Source organism: Pseudomonas sp. GW531-T4, assembly GCF_017349615.1.
Taxonomy (GTDB): Bacteria; Pseudomonadota; Gammaproteobacteria; order Pseudomonadales; family Pseudomonadaceae; genus Aquipseudomonas; species Aquipseudomonas chlororaphis_I.
In genome coordinates this window covers 118,859-135,668 of record NZ_JACMZT010000001.1, presented here as the reverse complement: position 1 = coordinate 135,668, position 16,810 = coordinate 118,859, and the positions used below count along the sequence as shown (strand labels likewise).

Below are 16,810 nucleotides of genomic sequence, written 5' to 3'. Positions count from 1 at the left end.
CCGAGAGGAGTATTCGATGATGGCTGGCAAACCCACGTTGCAGGAAATCGAAGAAGCCGAGAAGAAACCGCTCTGGCAGCGCCTGGGCTGGCTCGCCGGGATCTGGGTCGGCAGCGTGCTGGCGCTGTTTATCGTCGCCAGCCTGATGCGCATGTTCATGAACGCCGCGGGCCTGACCACGCACTGATTTTCACCACCGCTCATCCCATCCCGTTGCCTTGCGGCACGGTTTTATAACCCTCCTCTGGAGGGTTTTTTTTGGCCTGGGGTTTTATGAGAAAGGGGGGCTGGCGATGGCCGTGCAGTCGACCGCGAATGGGTCGGCTGCCGGGGGGATTATTTGCGCGCCTTGAGGATCACGAACTTGGGCGTGGCGGCCACTTGCTCGACGCCGCGGAACAGCCGCGCCAGCTTGCTGTGATAGCCCAGGTGACGGTTGCCGACGATGTACAGCGCGCCGCCCACCACCAAGGCTTCGCGGGCCTGCTGGAACATGCGCCAGGCGAGGAAGTCGCCGACCACCTGCTGCTGGTGGAAGGGCGGGTTGCACAGCACCACGTCCAGCGACTGCGGCTCCTGGCCGGCCAGGCCGTCGCCGGCGCGCACGGTCACTTCGCGCTCGCCCAGGGTTGCGCGCCAGTTCTCCAGGGCCGATTGCACGGCCATGAAGGACTCGTCCACCAGGGTGTAGTGGGCATCGGGGTTGTGCAGGGCGCTGGCGATGGCCAGCACACCGTTGCCGCAACCCAGGTCCGCGACCCGGGCCTTGCCGAGGTTTTTCGGCAGGTGCGGGAGGAAGGCGCGGGTGCCGATATCCAGGCCTTCGCGGCAGAACACATTGGCGTGGTTGAGCAGCTCGATGGCGGGCTCGTCGAGCTTGTAGCGGGTCGGGTAGGGTGAAACCGCCGGGGTTTTCGCCTCCGGCGTGGCGATCAGCAAACGGGCTTTTTTCACCGCCAGCGAGGCCTGTACCGGGCCGATATAGCGCTCCAGCAGATCGCCGGCGGCCCGTGGCAGGTGCTTGACCATCGCCGCCGCCACCACCTGGGCGCCCGGCGCCAGTTGGCCTTGCAGGCGGATCAACTGTTCTTCCAGCAGGGCCAGGGTCTTGGGCACGCGGATCAGAACGCGGTCGAACGGCCCGGTCAACGGCTCGCTGGCCGGCACCACTGTGACGGCGTCGAATGGCTGGCCATTGCGCACCAGGTTTTTCTCCAGCGCCAGCGCGCCGAGAAACGAGTCGCCGCTGCTGCGCACCTGCACCCGTCCGACCAGGCTTGCCGCCAGCGCGCCGAAGCTGTCGTTGAGGACCAGCACCCGGGTATCCGTCGTCGGCTGCTGTTCGGCCAGGTGATTGAGCAGGTACTCGTCCGCCGCGTCGAAAGCTTGCAGGGGCTCGTTCTGTTGTTCGGGCTGGCGGATCAGGTCGAGCTGGGCGAAGGGGCTTTCGAGCAGGGGCATGGGACGGACTCTTGGTAATCGGTGAATGTCCTGCCGGCGGGAGGGGCGCGATGCGGGCTGGACCGTTCGGGCAGGTGGCGCGCAGGCCGCGTGGCAGCTGCCCGAAGAGGGGGCCAATGGTACTTTTTTTTGCGCTCGATTGCCCGCGCTCTATGCCATTACAAACCACCGGTGTTTCTGTCGCGCGCTTTGCGGGACACTAAGGGCATTCGCTTATTGGAGCCTGCCATGACTGCCAGTGCAGAAAAATACACGCGCCAGACCTTGCTCGACGTCCAGCCCCTGACTCCCAGCCTGTTTACCCTGCGCACCACGCGGGACGCGGGTTTTCGCTTTCGCGCCGGGCAATTCGCCCGCCTGGGGGTAACCAAGGCCGACGGCAGCACGGTGTGGCGGGCGTACTCCATGGTGTCTTCGCCTTTTGATGAGTTTCTCGAGTTCTTCTCCATCGTCGTGCCCGACGGCGAGTTCACCAGTGAGCTGAGCCGGCTGGGGGAGGGCGATACCCTGATGGTGGACCGGCAGGCGTTCGGTTATCTGACCCTCGACCGTTTCGTCGATGGCCGCGACCTCTGGCTGCTGTCCACCGGCACCGGGATCGCGCCTTTTGTTTCGATCCTCCAGGACTTCGAAGTCTGGGAGAAATTCGAGCGGATCATCCTGGTCTACAGCGTGCGCGAGGCCAAGGAGCTGGCTTATCAGCAATTGCTGGCCGAGCTGAAGCAGCGCGATTATCTGGCGGAAGTTGCCCACAAGCTGCAAGTCATCACCACGGTAACCCGGGAACAGCATCCGGGCAGCCTCAATGGGCGGATCACCCATTTGATCGAGAGCGGTGAGCTGGAGCGCGTCGCCGGTGTGCCGCTGAGCGCCGAGCACTCGCGAGTGATGCTCTGCGGCAACCCGCAGATGATCGACGACACCCGCGCCCTGCTTAAACAGCGCGACATGCACCTGAGCCTGACCCGGCGGCCCGGGCAGGTGGCGGTGGAAAACTACTGGTAAAAAAATGGCGCCGCCTGACTTGCAGGGGGCGCCGTTTTGTTGCGGCACAAGCCTCAGGGCTTGTTGTTCTGCGCCTTGAGCAGGTCGCGGATCTCGCCCAGCAGCGTTTCTTCCTTGGTAGGAGCGGCCGGTGCCACGGCTTCTTCACGCTTCAGGCGGTTGATCACTTTCACGCCCATGAAGATGGCGAAGGCAACGATGATGAAGTCGATCAGGCTCTGGATGAACTTGCCGTAGGCCAGCACCACGGCCGGTGTCTCGCCGACGGCGTCCTTGAGCGTGATCGCCAGATCACTGAAGTCCACCCCACCGATCAGTAAGCCGATTGGCGGCATCACCACATCGCCAACAAACGACGAGACGATCTTGCCGAATGCGGCGCCGATGATAATACCGACGGCCATGTCGACCACATTACCTTTGACCGCGAAGGCCTTGAACTCACTTAGCACGCCCATAGGTTATTCCTTGTTACAGATGAGGTTGGTGAACGCAGTGTAATTCAGCAAAAGGCATCTTGCTTGCAACAACTGCTTACAGCGTTCGGAGTTATCGACCGGGTTAACGGCAAATAGTTTACAAAGTGCCATCAATCGCGCGCGAAATACTCGCGCTTGCTCTTTCATACCAGAATATTTTTTCAATCAGACTGTTGCGACCTTTCTATTTAGATTTCGACTCTTTGGTCACTAGCCTCTGACAGGCGCACCTGGATGCGTTTGATTAAAACCAGAGGAATAAAACATGACCATGATCATTGGCCTTGGGAGTTTTTCCCAACGACGCATAGTGGGCGTACTCGCCGCCAGTATGCTTTCTCTTTCCGTACAGGCCGCTACTTTGACCCGGGATAACGGGGCCGCGGTGGGCGATAACCAGAACTCGCAGACCGCGGGCGCTACCGGGCCGGTATTGCTGCAGGATGTGCAGTTGATCCAGAAGCTCCAGCGTTTCGATCGCGAGCGCATTCCAGAGCGGGTGGTGCATGCCCGTGGCACCGGTGCCCATGGTTCCTTCACCGTGACCGACAGCCTGAGCGACCTGACCAAGGCCAAGGTATTCGCCGCCGGACAGGTCACGCCGGTATTCGTGCGTTTTTCTGCGGTAGTGCACGGCAATCATTCGCCGGAAACCCTGCGTGACCCGCGCGGTTTTGCCACCAAGTTCTATACCGCCGACGGCAACTGGGATCTGGTCGGCAACAACTTCCCGACTTTCTTTATTCGCGACGCAATCAAATTCCCGGACATGGTTCATGCGTTCAAACCTGATCCACGGACCAACCTGGATGACGATTCCCGGCGCTTCGATTTCTTCTCCCATGTTCCGGAAGCCACCCGGACCCTGACCGAGCTGTATTCCAATTCCGGTACTCCGGCCAGTTACCGGGAAATGGACGGTAATGGCGTGCACGCCTACAAGTTGATCAATGCCAAGGGCGAAGTGCATTACGTGAAGTTTCACTGGAAGAGTTTGCAGGGCATCAACAACCTCGATCCCAAACAAGTGGTCGAGGTGCAGGGGCGTGATTACAGCCATATGACCAATGACCTGGTCACGCATATCAACAAGGGCGATTTCCCGAAATGGGACCTGTATGTCCAGGTCCTGAAGCCGGAAGACCTGGCCAAGTTCGATTTCGACCCGCTGGATGCCACCAAGATCTGGCCGGGCGTGCCTGAGCGCAAGGTCGGGCAGATGGTGCTCAACCGCAACCCGGCCAACGTGTTCCAGGAAACCGAACAGGTGGCCATGGCCCCGGCCAACCTGGTGCCGGGCATCGAGCCGTCGGAAGACCGCCTGCTGCAAGGCCGGGTGTTCTCCTATGCCGATACCCAGCTGTACCGCCTGGGCGCCAACGCCCTGCAATTGCCGATCAACGCGCCGAAAGTCGCGGTGAACAACGGCAACCAGGATGGCGCGATGAACAGTGGCAGCACCAGCACCGGTGTGAATTACCAGCCGAGCCGCCTGATGCCGCGCGAAGAGCCGCAAAGCGCGCGTTACAGCCAGCTGGCGCTGAGTGGCAGCACCCAGCAGGCGAAGATCCAGCGCGAGCAGAACTTCAAGCAGGCCGGCGATCTGTATCGCTCGTTGAGCCAGAAAGAGCGCCAGGACCTGATCGAGAACTTCGGCGGTTCCCTGGCGACCACCGATGACGAGAGCAAGCACATCATGCTGTCGTTCCTCTACAAGGCCGATCCCGAGTACGGCACTGGCGTGACCAAGGTGGCCAAGGGCGACCTGGCCCGGGTCAAGGCCCTGGCCGCCAAGCTGTCGGATTAACCTCAACCAGCGTCACGCCCCGGCGTGACGCTTCCTTTTTGTAGGAGCGAGGCTTGCCCGCGATGGGCCGCGCAGCGGCCCCAATACCGGTGACTGCGTTCTCCCTGACGAACGTATTTACCCGGGCCGAAGTCATCGCGGGCAAGCCTCGCTCCTACAGGTTTTTGCAAGGCAAGGGAGTCGCACCATGCGCTTGTTCATTTCGCTGCTGCTGGCCGCCTGCTCGCTGGGCGCTTATGCGCAGCAACCGGTGCCCACGGACCCGGCGGCGGTCAAGGCCCAGTTACAGAATTACTACTTCGATGCGGCCCGTCGTGGCGACGTCGAGATGCTCAATACCTTTATCGAGGCCGGTTATTCCCTCGATACCCAGGACGAGAAGGGCTACACCGCCCTGATCCTTGCGGCGTATCACGGCCAGGGGCCGGCGGTGGAGCGTTTGCTGGCCGCCGGTGCCGATGCCTGCGCCCAGGATAAAAGAGGCAACACGGCGCTGATGGGCGCCATTTTCAAGGGCGAAGTGAAGATCGCCCGGCGCCTGCTGGCCACCGACTGCAACCCTGACCAGCGCAACGGCGCTGGCCAGACCGCGGCCATGTACGCCGGGCTGTTCAAGCGGGTGGAGCTGCTCGATGCCCTGGCGACCAAGGGCGCCGACCTGAATGCCGAAGATCCGCTGGGCAACAGCGCCGCGCGTCTGGCCGACGGTGAAATCCACACGGCCGCGCCGCGCTGATCCGCTCCAGCTGAGCTATCATCGCGGTTTTTGCCGGGGGATCAGATGGCCAAGGCCAAGCGCATGTACGGCTGCACCGAGTGCGGCGCAACCTTTTCCAAATGGGCCGGCCAGTGCGGCGAATGCGGAGCCTGGAACACCCTGACCGAAACCATGGTGGAAAGCGGTGGCGCCGCGGCCCCCAGCGGTCGCACCGGCTGGGCCGGGCAGCAGGCGCAGATCAAGACCCTGGCCGAGGTCAGCGTCGAAGAGATTCCACGCTTTTCCACGGCTTCCGGCGAACTGGACCGGGTGCTCGGCGGCGGTCTGGTCGACGGTTCGGTGGTGCTGATTGGCGGCGACCCGGGGATCGGCAAGTCGACCATTCTGTTACAGACCTTGTGCAACATCGCCACCCGCATGCCGGCGCTCTACGTTACCGGCGAGGAATCGCAGCAACAGGTGGCGATGCGTGCCCGGCGCCTGGGCCTGCCCCAGGACCAGCTACGGGTGATGACCGAAACCTGTATCGAAACCATCATCGCCACGGCCCGGCAGGAGAAGCCCAAGGTCATGGTGATCGACTCGATCCAGACCATCTTCACCGAGCAACTGCAATCGGCCCCCGGCGGGGTTTCCCAGGTGCGCGAAAGCGCGGCGCTGCTGGTGCGCTACGCCAAGCAGAGCGGCACGGCGATCTTCCTGGTGGGCCACGTGACCAAGGAGGGCGCGCTGGCCGGGCCGCGGGTCCTCGAGCACATGGTCGACACCGTGCTGTATTTCGAAGGTGAGTCCGACGGCCGCCTGCGCTTGCTGCGGGCGGTGAAGAACCGCTTCGGCGCGGTCAACGAGCTGGGCGTGTTCGGCATGACCGATCGCGGCTTGAAAGAGGTTTCCAACCCTTCAGCGATCTTTCTCACCCGTGCCCAGGAAGAAGTCCCGGGCAGCGTGGTCATGGCCACCTGGGAAGGCACCCGGCCGATGCTGGTGGAAGTCCAGGCGCTGGTGGATGACAGCCACCTGGCCAATCCGCGGCGGGTCACCCTGGGCCTGGACCAGAACCGCCTGGCGATGCTGCTGGCGGTGCTGCACCGCCACGGCGGCATTCCGACCCACGATCAGGACGTGTTCCTCAACGTGGTCGGCGGGGTCAAGGTGCTGGAAACCGCGTCCGACCTGGCGTTGATGGCGGCGGTGATGTCCAGCCTGCGCAACCGGCCCTTGCCCCACGATCTGCTGGTGTTCGGCGAAGTCGGCCTGTCCGGCGAAGTACGCCCGGTGCCGAGCGGCCAGGAGCGCCTCAAGGAGGCGGCCAAGCACGGTTTCAAACGGGCCATCGTGCCCAAGGGCAATGCCCCGAAAGAGCCGCCACAGGGCTTGCGGATCATTGCGGTAACCCGTCTGGAGCAGGCGCTGGATGCGCTGTTCGAATGACCCCTTGTGCCACTGAAAGGAAGCAGTTCATGCGGATGACAGCAGCGGGCCTGGGTGCCCTCGGTTTTGCGTTGTTGTGGGGTAGCGGCCTGGCTGTAGCCAGCCAGGAGGATGCACCGCGCGGCTATCGGATCGCTCAGGAATTGCTGGTCGGCGACGGCACGGTGCTCGAGGTGCTGGAAGACCGGCGTATCACCGCGCAACTGCACGCGCAGAGCTGGGGCAGCGGCCTGGACGAGGAAACCTTCGACGAGTCGACGGACAGCGAGCACCAGCCACAGCTGGAGGCCCGGGTGCGCCTGGTGTCGGAGGTCGGCGAGGTGCTTGCCGAGCAGTCCCTGGGCTACCCGCTGGCGAAGGTGGAAAAGGCGCCGCTCAGCGGCCTGCCATACCCGGCGTTTTTCCTCACCGTCGATCAGACGGCGCCGATGGGCAGCTACAGCGGTCCGGCCACGCAGCTCCTGGTGCCGACACAAAGCCGGCTGGAGCCGGTTCGGTATCGGGACGAAAGCGGGGAGCAGCGCCCGCTGGGGTTGGCCCAGACCGGCAAGGCGGCCTGGCAGATCCTTCCATCGGCAGCGGGCGCTACCGAGGCGATTGCCCAGGTGTCTTCGGCGCCTGCCAGCGAGGGTGACGATTTTGTGACCACGTACCGGACTTATCGCTGGGTGGACGGGCAGTGGGTCGCCGCCAGTCGGCAACAGCCCGGTTATTGGGATATGGAAAGCGAATTCCCCGCGCCCTCGGCATTTCCTTGAGCGTCTGACGGGAAGAGGCGGGCGCTCAAACCTCCAGCAGCGCCCCCAGCTCACGCTCCAGCTCCTGCGGATCGGCGAGGTTCAGTTCGATCAGCCGGCGCAGGTGCTCGATCGATTCCAGGTCTATATGCAGGCAAACAAAGCCCAGCTGGCCGTGATCGTCGTGCGCCAGTTGCACGTCCATGCGCACTTCGGCGTCATCGCTCAAATGGATATCGGCTTCGAACGGCTGGCTTTCGTCCCCCAGCCAGGGATCGGGACGCTGGATCAGCATGCCCCTGAGCGAGAGATCGACCAGTTGCACGGACCAGCGATAAGGGCCCTGGCTCAGTTCGGTGCGGGCATCGAAGGCGATGCGTTTGAAACGGCGACGATCGGCATGGTGTTCGCTCATGAGCAGCCCCTCTGCGTGGTGAAATGACTATAGACCAGACCCGGGTGCGCTCCCACCGCTACAGCCAGCGGCGCACCTTGCGGCAATAGTCACGGTAGCGGTCGCCGAACAACTCCAGCAGATGGTTCTCGTCCGGCCGGATCACCGTCCGGTTCATCAGGTAAATCAGCAGCGGCAACAGCAGCCACGGCCACAGGCTGCCGAGCAGCAGGGCAATGGCGCAGTAACCCAGGGTGTCGCCGAGATTGATGGGGTTGCGCGAGATCGCGAATGGGCCGTCGCACAGCAGGCGCTGGGGTTCGCCGCGATTGCTGGTGGTGGTGTGCCGTTGCCTGAGACGCCACATCGCCCAGAACGACAGGCCCTGGCCGCCGATGATCAGCAGCAGGGCCAGGGTGCGCAGCCAGCCGTTGACCGGGACCGGCAAGGGCACAGCGTCGGCAAGCAACAGCGCTGCTATCAGGAACAGCAGATACAGCAGCGGCGGTGACAGCGGCGGTCCATCGGGCGGAGCGGGCATGGGCACTCCAGACGGCGAGTCGTTAAAGGTGCGACCGCTTTTTCGCCCGGGTGGTTCAGTGCTTCCAGAAGCGGTTGCACCGAGGCGGTGCAAAACCTAAGAAAAAACTCAAAAGGGCGCTCTAGACCAACGTGGGGGGTGGCCTTTGGGGCCAGTAGCGCTAAACTCCGGATGGCTGTCTTTCTTGTCCACCCTGGCTGGAATAATAAAATGAAAAATAATAATAGCCCGCTACGCCACTTACCCTGGCTGGTGCTGGCAATCGTAGGAGCGTGCGCCCTCGGCGTAGTTGCATTGCGCCGCGGCGAGGCGATCAACGCCTTGTGGATCGTGGTCGCTGCCGTGGCCATCTATCTGGTCGCATACCGTTACTACAGCCTGTTCATCGCTAACAACGTGATGCAGCTCGATGCGCGCCGGGCCACCCCCGCCGTGCTCAACAACGACGGTCTGGACTATGTTCCGACCAACAAACACATTCTCTTCGGTCACCACTTCGCGGCCATCGCCGGCGCGGGCCCGCTGGTGGGTCCGGTACTGGCGGCGCAGATGGGCTATCTGCCCGGAACGCTCTGGCTGATTGCCGGGGTGGTGCTGGCGGGGGCGGTGCAGGACTTCATGGTCCTGTTCATGTCCACCCGGCGCAACGGCCGTTCCCTGGGCGACATGGTCCGTGAGGAAATGGGCCGGATCCCGGGGACCATTGCGCTGTTCGGCTGCTTCCTGATCATGATCATCATCCTCGCGGTGCTGGCGCTGATCGTGGTCAAGGCCCTGGCCGAAAGCCCGTGGGGCATCTTCACGGTGATGGCGACCATCCCGATCGCGATGTTCATGGGCGTCTACATGCGCTACATCCGCCCGGGCCGCATCGGTGAAATCTCCGTCATCGGCGTGCTCCTGCTGCTGGGCTCGATCTGGCTGGGGGGCCAGATCGCCGCGGATCCTGTGTGGTCCAAGGCCTTCACCTTCACCGGCGTACAGATCACCTGGATGCTCATCGGCTACGGTTTCGTCGCCGCGGTGCTGCCGGTATGGCTGATCCTGGCGCCGCGAGACTACCTGTCGACCTTCCTCAAGATCGGTACCATCATCGCCCTGGCGATCGGCATCCTGATCACCATGCCCGAGCTGAAAATGCCGGCGCTGACCCAGTTCACCGACGGCACCGGCCCGGTCTGGAAAGGCGGCCTGTTCCCGTTCCTGTTCATCACCATCGCCTGTGGCGCGGTGTCCGGCTTCCACGCGCTGATCTCTTCCGGGACCACGCCGAAGCTGCTGGATAACGAAACCAACGCCCGTTACATCGGTTATGGCGGCATGCTGATGGAGTCCTTCGTGGCCATCATGGCGATGGTCGCCGCTTCGGTGATCGAGCCTGGCGTGTACTTCGCCATGAACAGCCCGGCGGCCATCGTCGGCGGTGACGTGGTAACCGTGGCGCAGACGGTCAGCAGCTGGGGCTTCGCCATTACTCCGGACGCCCTGCAAGCAGTGGCCAAGGACATCGGTGAAACCACCATCCTGGCCCGTGCCGGCGGTGCGCCGACCCTGGCGGTCGGTATCGCACAGATCCTGCACACGGTGCTGCCGGGCGAGAACACCATGGCGTTCTGGTACCACTTCGCGATCTTGTTCGAAGCGCTGTTCATCCTGACCGCGGTGGACGCCGGTACCCGTGCCGGGCGTTTCATGCTGCAGGACCTGCTGGGTTCCTTCGTGCCAGCCCTGAAACGCACCGAGTCCTGGACCGCCAACCTGATCGCCACCGCCGGCTGCGTGGCCCTTTGGGGTTACTTGCTGTACCAGGGTGTGATCGATCCGCTGGGTGGCATCAACACCCTGTGGCCGCTGTTCGGCATCTCCAACCAGATGCTGGCGGGTATCGCGCTGATGCTCGGCACCGTGGTGCTGATCAAGATGAAGCGTCAACGCTACATCTGGGTGACCTTGCTGCCAGCTGCCTGGCTGCTGATCTGCACCACCACCGCGGGCCTCATCAAGCTGTTCGACGCCAACCCGGCAGTCGGTTTCCTGGCCCTGGCCAAGAAGTACAGCGATGCCCTGGCCAATGGTCAGATCCTCGCTCCGGCCAAGGACATCACGCAGATGCAGCATGTGATCTTCAACGCCTACACCAACGCCACGCTGACGGTGCTGTTCCTGCTGGTGGTATTCAGCATCCTGTTCTACGCCCTCAAGGTGGGTATCTCCGCCTGGGGTAAAAAAGAACGCACGGATAAAGAATCGCCATTCCATGCACTGCCGGATGCGTAATCGAGGATTGCAATCGTGTTCAGTGACCTGAGTCGCCTCGGTAAATACCTCGGTCAGGCCGCGCGCCTGATGGTCGGCATGCCCGACTACGACAACTACGTCGAGCATATGCAGACCAAGCACCCGGACAAGCCGGTGATGTCGTACGAGGCGTTCTTCCGGGAACGCCAGGAAGCGCGGTACGGTGGCAAAGCCGGGCCGAAATGCTGTTGATTCGTTAGTGTCTCTGTAGGAGCGAGCTTGCTCGCGAAAAACCTAAAGACGCCGAGTTCATTCTGAACGCATGTGGTGTCCTTGAGTTCTTCGCGAGCAAGCTCGCTCCTACAGTTGTTTTTGCGTTCCCATTTTTTTCAGGAGAACCGCTTTTGTCCTCTCCAATCCCCGTCACCGTTCTCAGCGGTTTCCTCGGCGCCGGCAAGACCACCTTGCTGCGCCATCTGCTCAAGGCCGAGCACGGCCTGAAAATCGCCGTGATCGAAAACGAATTCAGCGATGCCGGCATCGACACCCAGTTGCTGGGCGACGAGCCGGTGCAAGTGATGACGCTGTCCAACGGCTGCGTCTGCTGCACCATCCATACTGACCTGACCAAGGCGCTGTTCTTGCTGCTCGAGCGGCTGGACAGCGGCGAGATCGCCTTCGACCGGCTGGTGATCGAATGCACCGGGCTGGCCGATCCGGCGCCCGTGGCCCAGACCTTTTTCATCGACGAAGAACTGCGCGAGCGCTATATCCTCGACGGCATCATCACCCTGGTGGACGCCAAGCATGCCGAGCACCACCTGACCCAGACCATCGCCCAGGCCCAGATCGGCTTCGCCGACCGCCTGCTGGTGAGCAAGCGCGACCTGGTGGACGAGCAGACCTTCAATGCGCTGAGCGAGCGCCTGACCCGGATCAACCGTCGTGCGCCGATCCGTGTGGTCGAGCATGGCCGCATCGACCTGGCCGAGCTGCTGGATGTGCGTGGCTTCAACCTGAATGCCGACCTGGGTGGCGGTGTTAGCCTGCGTCCGGTGAGCAAGGCGCCCTCCATCGACCGTATTTCCAGCCTGGTGCTGCGCACCGATGCGCCGCTGGATATCGACCGGCTCAGCGAGTTCATGAACGAGCTGCTGGAAGAACACGGCAAGCAACTGCTGCGCTACAAGGGCGTGCTGAACATTGCCGGTGAGCCACGGCGCCTGGTGTTCCAGGGCGTGCTCAAGCTGTACGGTTTCGACTGGGATACCGAATGGGCCGAAGGCGAGACGCGGGAGAGCGTGATTGTGTTCATTGCCGACGATCTGCCGGAAGAGAGGATCCGTGCCGGGTTCGCCCGGATGGCGGCGCAGTAGTTTCGTTACAGCCTTGCTGTAAGGTCATCGCGGGCACGCTCGCTCCGGTCCGCAGGAGCGAGCGGATTCGCGAAACGCCGGTTACTGTGAACCCGCGCTGGCCTTGAGCAACCTGTCCTCCAGATGATCCAGGTGCCCGGTCATCAAGGCGACTGCGGCCTTGACGTCACCGTCTTCGATGGCGTCGACAATCGCCGCATGTTCCTGCCAGGCGCAATGGCTGCAGGCGCGGGTTTCATGGTGGGCAATCGCCAGTGACGTCAGCGGCACCAGGCTGCCGAGGAAATGCGCCAGCGGCGCGTTGCCGGCCACCTCGGCCAATTGCAGGTGGAACTCGCCGGACAGGCGGATCGCCGGGCCACGCAAGCCGCGGTCGATGCAGTCGCGCTCAGCGGCGATCAATTCCCGCAGGCGTTTGAGGTTGCGCGGCGCCGGTTGCTGGCAGGCGAGCCTGACCAGGGTGATTTCCGTCAGGCGGCGGGCGTGCAGGATCTGCCGCGTCTGTTCATGGTCCGGTGCTGCCACCTGGGGACGGTGGTTGGGCCGCAGGATAATCACCTGCTGGTGGGACAAACGCGCCAGGACCTGGCGAATGATGCTGCGACTGACCCCGAACACTTCGCCGAGGCTGTCCTCGGTGAAACGGCTGGCGGGGGCGATGCGTTGTTCGAGAATGGCATCGAAAATCTGCGGATAGACATCGTCGACCAGCAGTTTTTTCTCGCCGGTGCGGCGCCGTGGCAGGGCACCGGGGAGGGGGAATGCAAGTTTGTTCAAGGCGTAGCTGGCCATGGCCTGTCTCCAGTCCGGTTACCGATACGAAAGTGTTGTGCGGCTTAGTTGCCCAGATGGTCGTCCGGGATGTTCAGCTCGATGCCCATGCGCTGGCCTTCCTTGAGGATGTGCCGGCGCATTTCGGCACTGGCCAATGCGCTGTTCTTGTTGCGGATCGCCCGGACCACCGCTTCGTTTTCTTCCAGGCGTTCGGCCAGGTGCTCCGGCGAGTTGCGCAGGATTTCCGCGCTCTGCTTCAGGGCATTGCTGGTTTGCTGCACCACGTTCTGGAAGATCGGGTTGGAGGTCAGGGTGAACAGTTCTTCATGGAAGGCGATGTAGGCGTTCATCCCGGCTTCGCTGTCGTTGGCCTCCAGGGCTTCGCGCATGTCCATCAGGGTCAGGCGCAGCTGGCCCACTTCCTTGCTGCTGATGGATTGCGCCACCAGGCCGACGATGAAGGGTTCGAGGGTGTAGCGTAGTTGCAGCACATCCTCGAGGCTGGCACCCGCCACGCCGCTGTCGCTGGCCGGTTGTTCGTTGAGGCTGGCCTCCAGGACCACCACGCCTTTGCCGGGCATGGAACGCACCAGGCCCAGGGTTTCCAGAACAGTCACCGCCTCGCGCAGGCTCGGGCGGCTGATGCCCAGCTGCTCGGCCAATTCACGCTGCCCCGGCAGCATGTCGCCGGAGCGCCATTGGCCACGGGCCAAGGCCGCGCGCAGCTTTTCTACCACTGAATTTACAACCGTTGACGAGGTGATCACTGTTCACTCCCTGGTATATGGCGGATGAGGCCCATGGCAGGCGCTGATTGTTGTGCCTGCCGGCGACAGGCACAAGGCATGCCTCAGAACTCCTGCTGCTGCGCGCCGGGCAGCGGTTTTCGCGGTTGGAAACCATAGCCCTGCTGGCCGCTCAGGACTTTGTTGGCGCGTTGGATATCGATGTCTCTTTCCCAGCGGGCAATGGCCACGGTGGCGACGCAGTTGCCGATCAGGTTGGTCAGCGCCCGGCCGATGCCCATGAACCAGTCCACTGCCAGCACCAGCACCAGGCCCACCACTGGGATGGCCGGAATCGCCGTCAGGGTGGCGGCCAGGATCACCAGCGCCGAACCGGGAATCCCGTGGGCGCCTTTGGAGGTGATCAGCGACACCAGCAGGATGGTCAGCAAATCCGACATCGACAACGGCGTACCGGTGGCATTGGCGATGAAGACGATGGCCAGGGTCAGGTAGATCGAGAAACCGTCGAGGTTGAACGAGTAGCCCGTCGGGATGACCAGGCCGACCGTGGAGCTGCCGATGCCCAGGTGCTCCAGTTTGCGCATGATCTGTGGCAGTACGGCGTCGGAGGAGGCGGTGCCGAGGACGATCAGCAGCTCTTCGCGCAGGTATTTGAGGAAAGGCAACATGCGCAGGCCGGAACAGCGCATCACCACGCCGAGAATGATGGCCACGAACGCGAAGCAGGTCAGGTAGAACAGGCCCACCAGGCTGCCCAGGTGCTGCAGCGAGTCCAGGCCGTACTTGCTGGTGGTGAAGGCGATGGCACCGAACACGCCGATCGGCGCCAGGCGCACGATCATGCCCATGATGCGGAAGATGATGTGGCTGAGTTCGTTGATCAGCCGCGAGATGCCGGAAGCCGCTTCGCCCACCAGGTTCAACGCACTGCCGAAGAGTACGGAGAACAGCAGCACTTGCAGGATATTGTTTTCGGCGAAGGCGCCCAGTACCGAGTTGGGGATCAGCCCCATCAGGAACTCAGAGGTGCCGTGCATGTGCTGGCTGCGTTGGGCGATGTCGCCCATGTCGGCGGCGGACAGCTGCTCCAGGTGGATATTGGCGCCGCTGCCGATGCCGGTGGTGAAGGCGAAGACCAGGCCGATCACCAGGGCGATGGTGGTCAGGACTTCGAAGTAGATGACGGATTTGAGCCCGATGCGTCCGACCTTTTTCAGGTCGCCGGCGCCGGAGATGCCGCTGACCACCACACAGAAGACGATCAGGCCGATCAGCATCTTGATCAGCTTGATAAAGGCATCGCCCAGTGGCTTGAGTTGCGAGGAGTATTCGGGAAGTGTCAGTCCGCACACGATGCCGAGCATCAGTCCGAGGACTACCTGGAGGAAAATCGAACGCGAGCACCATCTGAGCATGAGGGGAATCCTGGTCGGTGTCCCGGCTGCCGTGCGCGGAGCGCATCAGATTCGGGACTTAATTATTGTGGTCTTACCGGTATGTCCAGTGCAGGCGCAGTCTATGCCCGATTTTCCCGCGAATACAAGGGCAGATCCGAAAATTGGCATGACCGGTCTGACCAGTGGTGCTGGTCCTGTAGCCGCTGCCGCAGGCTGCGATAAGGCCGAAGGCCTTCCTGCGATCTTCAAAGTGTCACGGCCGTGCCGGCCGATCGCAGCCTGTGGCAGCGGCTACAGGTCCCGGGCCAGACAATTCGCGGACGAAAAAAAGCCCGGCGCGAAGGCCGGGCTTTTCATGCAACGCTCTGCGAATCAGGCGCCGTATACCGGCAGCTTCTTGCAGATGGCTTTGACTTTCTCACGAACGGCGTCGATCACCGCTTCGTTGTTCAGGTCGGCCAGGATGTCGCAGATCCAGCCAGCCAGTTCCTTGCACTCGGCTTCCTTGAAGCCGCGAGTGGTCACTGCCGGAGTACCGAAGCGCAGGCCGGAGGTGACGAACGGGGAGCGTGGGTCGTTTGGCACGGAGTTCTTGTTCACGGTGATGAAGGCCTTGCCCAGAGCGGCGTCGGCGTCTTTACCGGAGATTTCCTGCTTGATCAGCGACAGCAGGAACAGGTGGTTCTGAGTACCGCCGGAAACCACGTCGAAACCGCGCTCGATGAACACGCCGGCCATAGCCTGGGCGTTCTTCACCACTTGTTGCTGGTAGGCCTTGAACTCAGGCTGCAGCGCTTCCTTGAAGCAGATCGCCTTGGCCGCGATCACGTGCTCCAGCGGGCCGCCCTGGGCGCCCGGGAATACCGCGGAGTTCAGCTTCTTCTCGATGTCGGCGTTGGCGCGAGCCAGGATCAGGCCGCCACGTGGACCGCGCAGGGTCTTGTGGGTGGTGGTGGTGACCACGTCGGCGAAAGGCACCGGGTTCGGGTAGACGCCAGCGGCGACCAGACCGGCTACGTGAGCCATGTCGACGAACAGGTAAGCACCGACCTTGTCGGCGATTTCGCGGAAGCGTGGGAAGTCCAGGACCTGCGAGTAGGCAGAGAAACCGGCCACGATCATTTTCGGCTTGTGCTCGACCGCCAGGCGCTCGACTTCGTCGTAGTCGATCAGGCCGTTGGCATCGATGCCGTACTGGATGGCGTTGTACAGCTTGCCGGAGGAGGAAACGCTGGCGCCGTGGGTCAGGTGACCGCCGTGGGCCAGGCTCATGCCCAGGATGGTGTCGCCAGCCGACAGCAGCGCCAGGTAAACGGCGGCGTTGGCTTGCGAGCCAGCGTGCGGCTGGACGTTGGCGTAGTCGGCGCCGAACAGTTCCTTGGCGCGGTCGATGGCCAGTTGCTCAACCACGTCGACGTATTCGCAGCCGCCGTAGTAACGCTTGCCTGGGTAACCTTCGGCGTACTTGTTGGTCAGTACCGAGCCTTGAGCTTCCATCACCGCAGGGCTGGTGTAGTTTTCCGAAGCGATCAGCTCAATGTGCTCTTCCTGGCGCTGGGCTTCTTGCTCCATGGCGGCAAAGAGATCGGCGTCGTACTTGGCAATAGTCAAATCACGGCTGAACATGGCGGTCCTCAAGGATCGGGGCAGAAAAGGGGGGCATTCTAACCCAACGGGTTTTAGATGGCATATGAAAGGACATC

Annotated in this window: 17 protein-coding genes; 9 read left to right on the top strand and 8 right to left on the bottom strand. The window is 62.6% G+C overall.

The genetic code is table 11. The annotated features are described in order from the left end of the window. Positions 1–19 precede the first annotated feature (19 nt). Positions 20–187, top strand: coding sequence for a DUF2474 domain-containing protein (locus tag J4D28_RS00640; RefSeq protein ID WP_023969448.1), 168 nt, complete (start codon positions 20–22; stop codon positions 185–187). Positions 188–336: 149 nt separating this feature from the next. On the opposite strand, the gene J4D28_RS00635 is transcribed toward J4D28_RS00640, so the two are convergent. Then, entirely contained in the window at positions 337–1,461 is a 1,125-nt protein-coding gene (locus tag J4D28_RS00635) for a class I SAM-dependent methyltransferase (protein ID WP_038635268.1), read from the bottom strand. A 228-nt stretch (positions 1,462–1,689) separates the two neighbouring features. On the opposite strand from J4D28_RS00635, the gene J4D28_RS00630 reads away from it, so the two are divergent. Next, positions 1,690–2,466 carry a ferredoxin--NADP reductase gene (locus J4D28_RS00630; RefSeq protein WP_038635265.1) on the top strand — a complete coding sequence of 259 codons (777 nt, stop codon included), beginning with the start codon at positions 1,690–1,692 and terminating at the stop codon, positions 2,464–2,466. A gap of 53 nt (positions 2,467–2,519) precedes the next feature. Here the strand turns inward: J4D28_RS00630 and mscL are convergent, their stop codons facing one another. Further along, a complete protein-coding gene (mscL, locus tag J4D28_RS00625) occupies positions 2,520–2,924 on the bottom strand; it encodes a large-conductance mechanosensitive channel protein MscL (protein ID WP_016703708.1) in 405 nt (134 codons plus the stop codon). Positions 2,925–3,210: 286 nt separating this feature from the next. Here mscL and katB point away from each other — a divergent pair, with 286 nt between their 5' ends. The 4 genes from katB to J4D28_RS00605 all read left to right on the top strand — a co-directional run bounded on the left by katB (position 3,211) and on the right by J4D28_RS00605 (position 7,659). Continuing rightward, positions 3,211–4,752, top strand: a complete 1,542-nt coding sequence (gene katB / locus J4D28_RS00620) for a catalase KatB (RefSeq protein WP_016703707.1) — start codon at positions 3,211–3,213, stop codon at positions 4,750–4,752. A 187-nt stretch (positions 4,753–4,939) separates the two neighbouring features. Then, positions 4,940–5,488, top strand: a complete 549-nt coding sequence (locus tag J4D28_RS00615; RefSeq protein ID WP_009050969.1) for an ankyrin repeat domain-containing protein — start codon at positions 4,940–4,942, stop codon at positions 5,486–5,488. A 45-nt stretch (positions 5,489–5,533) separates the two neighbouring features. After that, positions 5,534–6,901, top strand: coding sequence for a DNA repair protein RadA (gene radA / locus J4D28_RS00610; RefSeq protein WP_103330741.1), 1,368 nt, complete (start codon positions 5,534–5,536; stop codon positions 6,899–6,901). A gap of 29 nt (positions 6,902–6,930) precedes the next feature. Then, a complete protein-coding gene (locus J4D28_RS00605; RefSeq protein WP_103330740.1) occupies positions 6,931–7,659 on the top strand; it encodes a hypothetical protein in 729 nt (242 codons plus the stop codon). A gap of 25 nt (positions 7,660–7,684) precedes the next feature. Here the strand turns inward: J4D28_RS00605 and J4D28_RS00600 are convergent, their stop codons facing one another. Together J4D28_RS00600 and J4D28_RS00595 are read right to left on the bottom strand one after the other, a co-directional pair. Continuing rightward, positions 7,685–8,053: a PilZ domain-containing protein gene (locus J4D28_RS00600; RefSeq protein ID WP_028683432.1), complete on the bottom strand. Its 369-nt coding sequence runs from the start codon at positions 8,051–8,053 to the stop codon at positions 7,685–7,687. A 58-nt stretch (positions 8,054–8,111) separates the two neighbouring features. Then, on the bottom strand, positions 8,112–8,573 hold the full coding sequence (locus J4D28_RS00595; protein WP_038635256.1) for an isoprenylcysteine carboxylmethyltransferase family protein: 462 nt from the start codon (positions 8,571–8,573) through the stop codon (positions 8,112–8,114). Between the two features lie 210 nt (positions 8,574–8,783). On the opposite strand from J4D28_RS00595, the gene J4D28_RS00590 reads away from it, so the two are divergent. From J4D28_RS00590 to yjiA, 3 genes are all read left to right on the top strand, one after another. Continuing rightward, positions 8,784–10,850, top strand: coding sequence for a carbon starvation CstA family protein (locus J4D28_RS00590; protein WP_009045728.1), 2,067 nt, complete (start codon positions 8,784–8,786; stop codon positions 10,848–10,850). 15 nt (positions 10,851–10,865) lie between these two features. Beyond that, complete coding sequence (locus tag J4D28_RS00585; protein WP_103330739.1) at positions 10,866–11,063, top strand: YbdD/YjiX family protein; 198 nt, start codon at positions 10,866–10,868, stop codon at positions 11,061–11,063. A 152-nt stretch (positions 11,064–11,215) separates the two neighbouring features. After that, positions 11,216–12,187, top strand: a complete 972-nt coding sequence (gene yjiA, locus J4D28_RS00580; RefSeq protein ID WP_103330738.1) for a GTPase — start codon at positions 11,216–11,218, stop codon at positions 12,185–12,187. Between the two features lie 81 nt (positions 12,188–12,268). Here yjiA and J4D28_RS00575 read toward each other — a convergent pair whose 3' ends face one another. From J4D28_RS00575 to glyA, 4 genes are all read right to left on the bottom strand, one after another. Next, entirely contained in the window at positions 12,269–12,979 is a 711-nt protein-coding gene (locus J4D28_RS00575; RefSeq protein ID WP_016703704.1) for a GntR family transcriptional regulator, read from the bottom strand. A 44-nt stretch (positions 12,980–13,023) separates the two neighbouring features. Then, positions 13,024–13,728: a FadR/GntR family transcriptional regulator gene (locus J4D28_RS00570; RefSeq protein WP_009050962.1), complete on the bottom strand. Its 705-nt coding sequence runs from the start codon at positions 13,726–13,728 to the stop codon at positions 13,024–13,026. A gap of 83 nt (positions 13,729–13,811) precedes the next feature. After that, entirely contained in the window at positions 13,812–15,125 is a 1,314-nt protein-coding gene (locus J4D28_RS00565; RefSeq protein ID WP_009050961.1) for a C4-dicarboxylate transporter DctA, read from the bottom strand. 354 nt (positions 15,126–15,479) lie between these two features. Beyond that, positions 15,480–16,733, bottom strand: a complete 1,254-nt coding sequence (gene glyA / locus J4D28_RS00560; protein ID WP_009050960.1) for a serine hydroxymethyltransferase — start codon at positions 16,731–16,733, stop codon at positions 15,480–15,482. Positions 16,734–16,810 lie beyond the last annotated feature (77 nt).

Excerpts from the sequence above, each read along its gene's own strand:
- glyA (WP_009050960.1), bottom strand. The coding sequence starts at position 16,733 with ATGTTCAGCCGTGATTTGACTATTGCCAAGTACGACGCCGATCTCTTT.
- J4D28_RS00565 (WP_009050961.1), bottom strand. The coding sequence starts at position 15,125 with ATGCTCAGATGGTGCTCGCGTTCGATTTTCCTCCAGGTAGTCCTCGGA.
- J4D28_RS00635 (WP_038635268.1), bottom strand. The coding sequence starts at position 1,461 with ATGCCCCTGCTCGAAAGCCCCTTCGCCCAGCTCGACCTGATCCGCCAG.
- J4D28_RS00630 (WP_038635265.1), top strand. The coding sequence starts at position 1,690 with ATGACTGCCAGTGCAGAAAAATACACGCGCCAGACCTTGCTCGACGTC.
- radA (WP_103330741.1), top strand. The coding sequence starts at position 5,534 with ATGGCCAAGGCCAAGCGCATGTACGGCTGCACCGAGTGCGGCGCAACC.
- mscL (WP_016703708.1), bottom strand. The coding sequence starts at position 2,924 with ATGGGCGTGCTAAGTGAGTTCAAGGCCTTCGCGGTCAAAGGTAATGTG.
- J4D28_RS00600 (WP_028683432.1), bottom strand. The coding sequence starts at position 8,053 with ATGAGCGAACACCATGCCGATCGTCGCCGTTTCAAACGCATCGCCTTC.
- J4D28_RS00640 (WP_023969448.1), top strand. The coding sequence starts at position 20 with ATGGCTGGCAAACCCACGTTGCAGGAAATCGAAGAAGCCGAGAAGAAA.
- J4D28_RS00595 (WP_038635256.1), bottom strand. The coding sequence starts at position 8,573 with ATGCCCGCTCCGCCCGATGGACCGCCGCTGTCACCGCCGCTGCTGTAT.
- J4D28_RS00575 (WP_016703704.1), bottom strand. The coding sequence starts at position 12,979 with ATGGCCAGCTACGCCTTGAACAAACTTGCATTCCCCCTCCCCGGTGCC.
- katB (WP_016703707.1), top strand. The coding sequence starts at position 3,211 with ATGACCATGATCATTGGCCTTGGGAGTTTTTCCCAACGACGCATAGTG.
- J4D28_RS00605 (WP_103330740.1), top strand. The coding sequence starts at position 6,931 with ATGCGGATGACAGCAGCGGGCCTGGGTGCCCTCGGTTTTGCGTTGTTG.
- J4D28_RS00590 (WP_009045728.1), top strand. The coding sequence starts at position 8,784 with ATGAAAAATAATAATAGCCCGCTACGCCACTTACCCTGGCTGGTGCTG.
- J4D28_RS00615 (WP_009050969.1), top strand. The coding sequence starts at position 4,940 with ATGCGCTTGTTCATTTCGCTGCTGCTGGCCGCCTGCTCGCTGGGCGCT.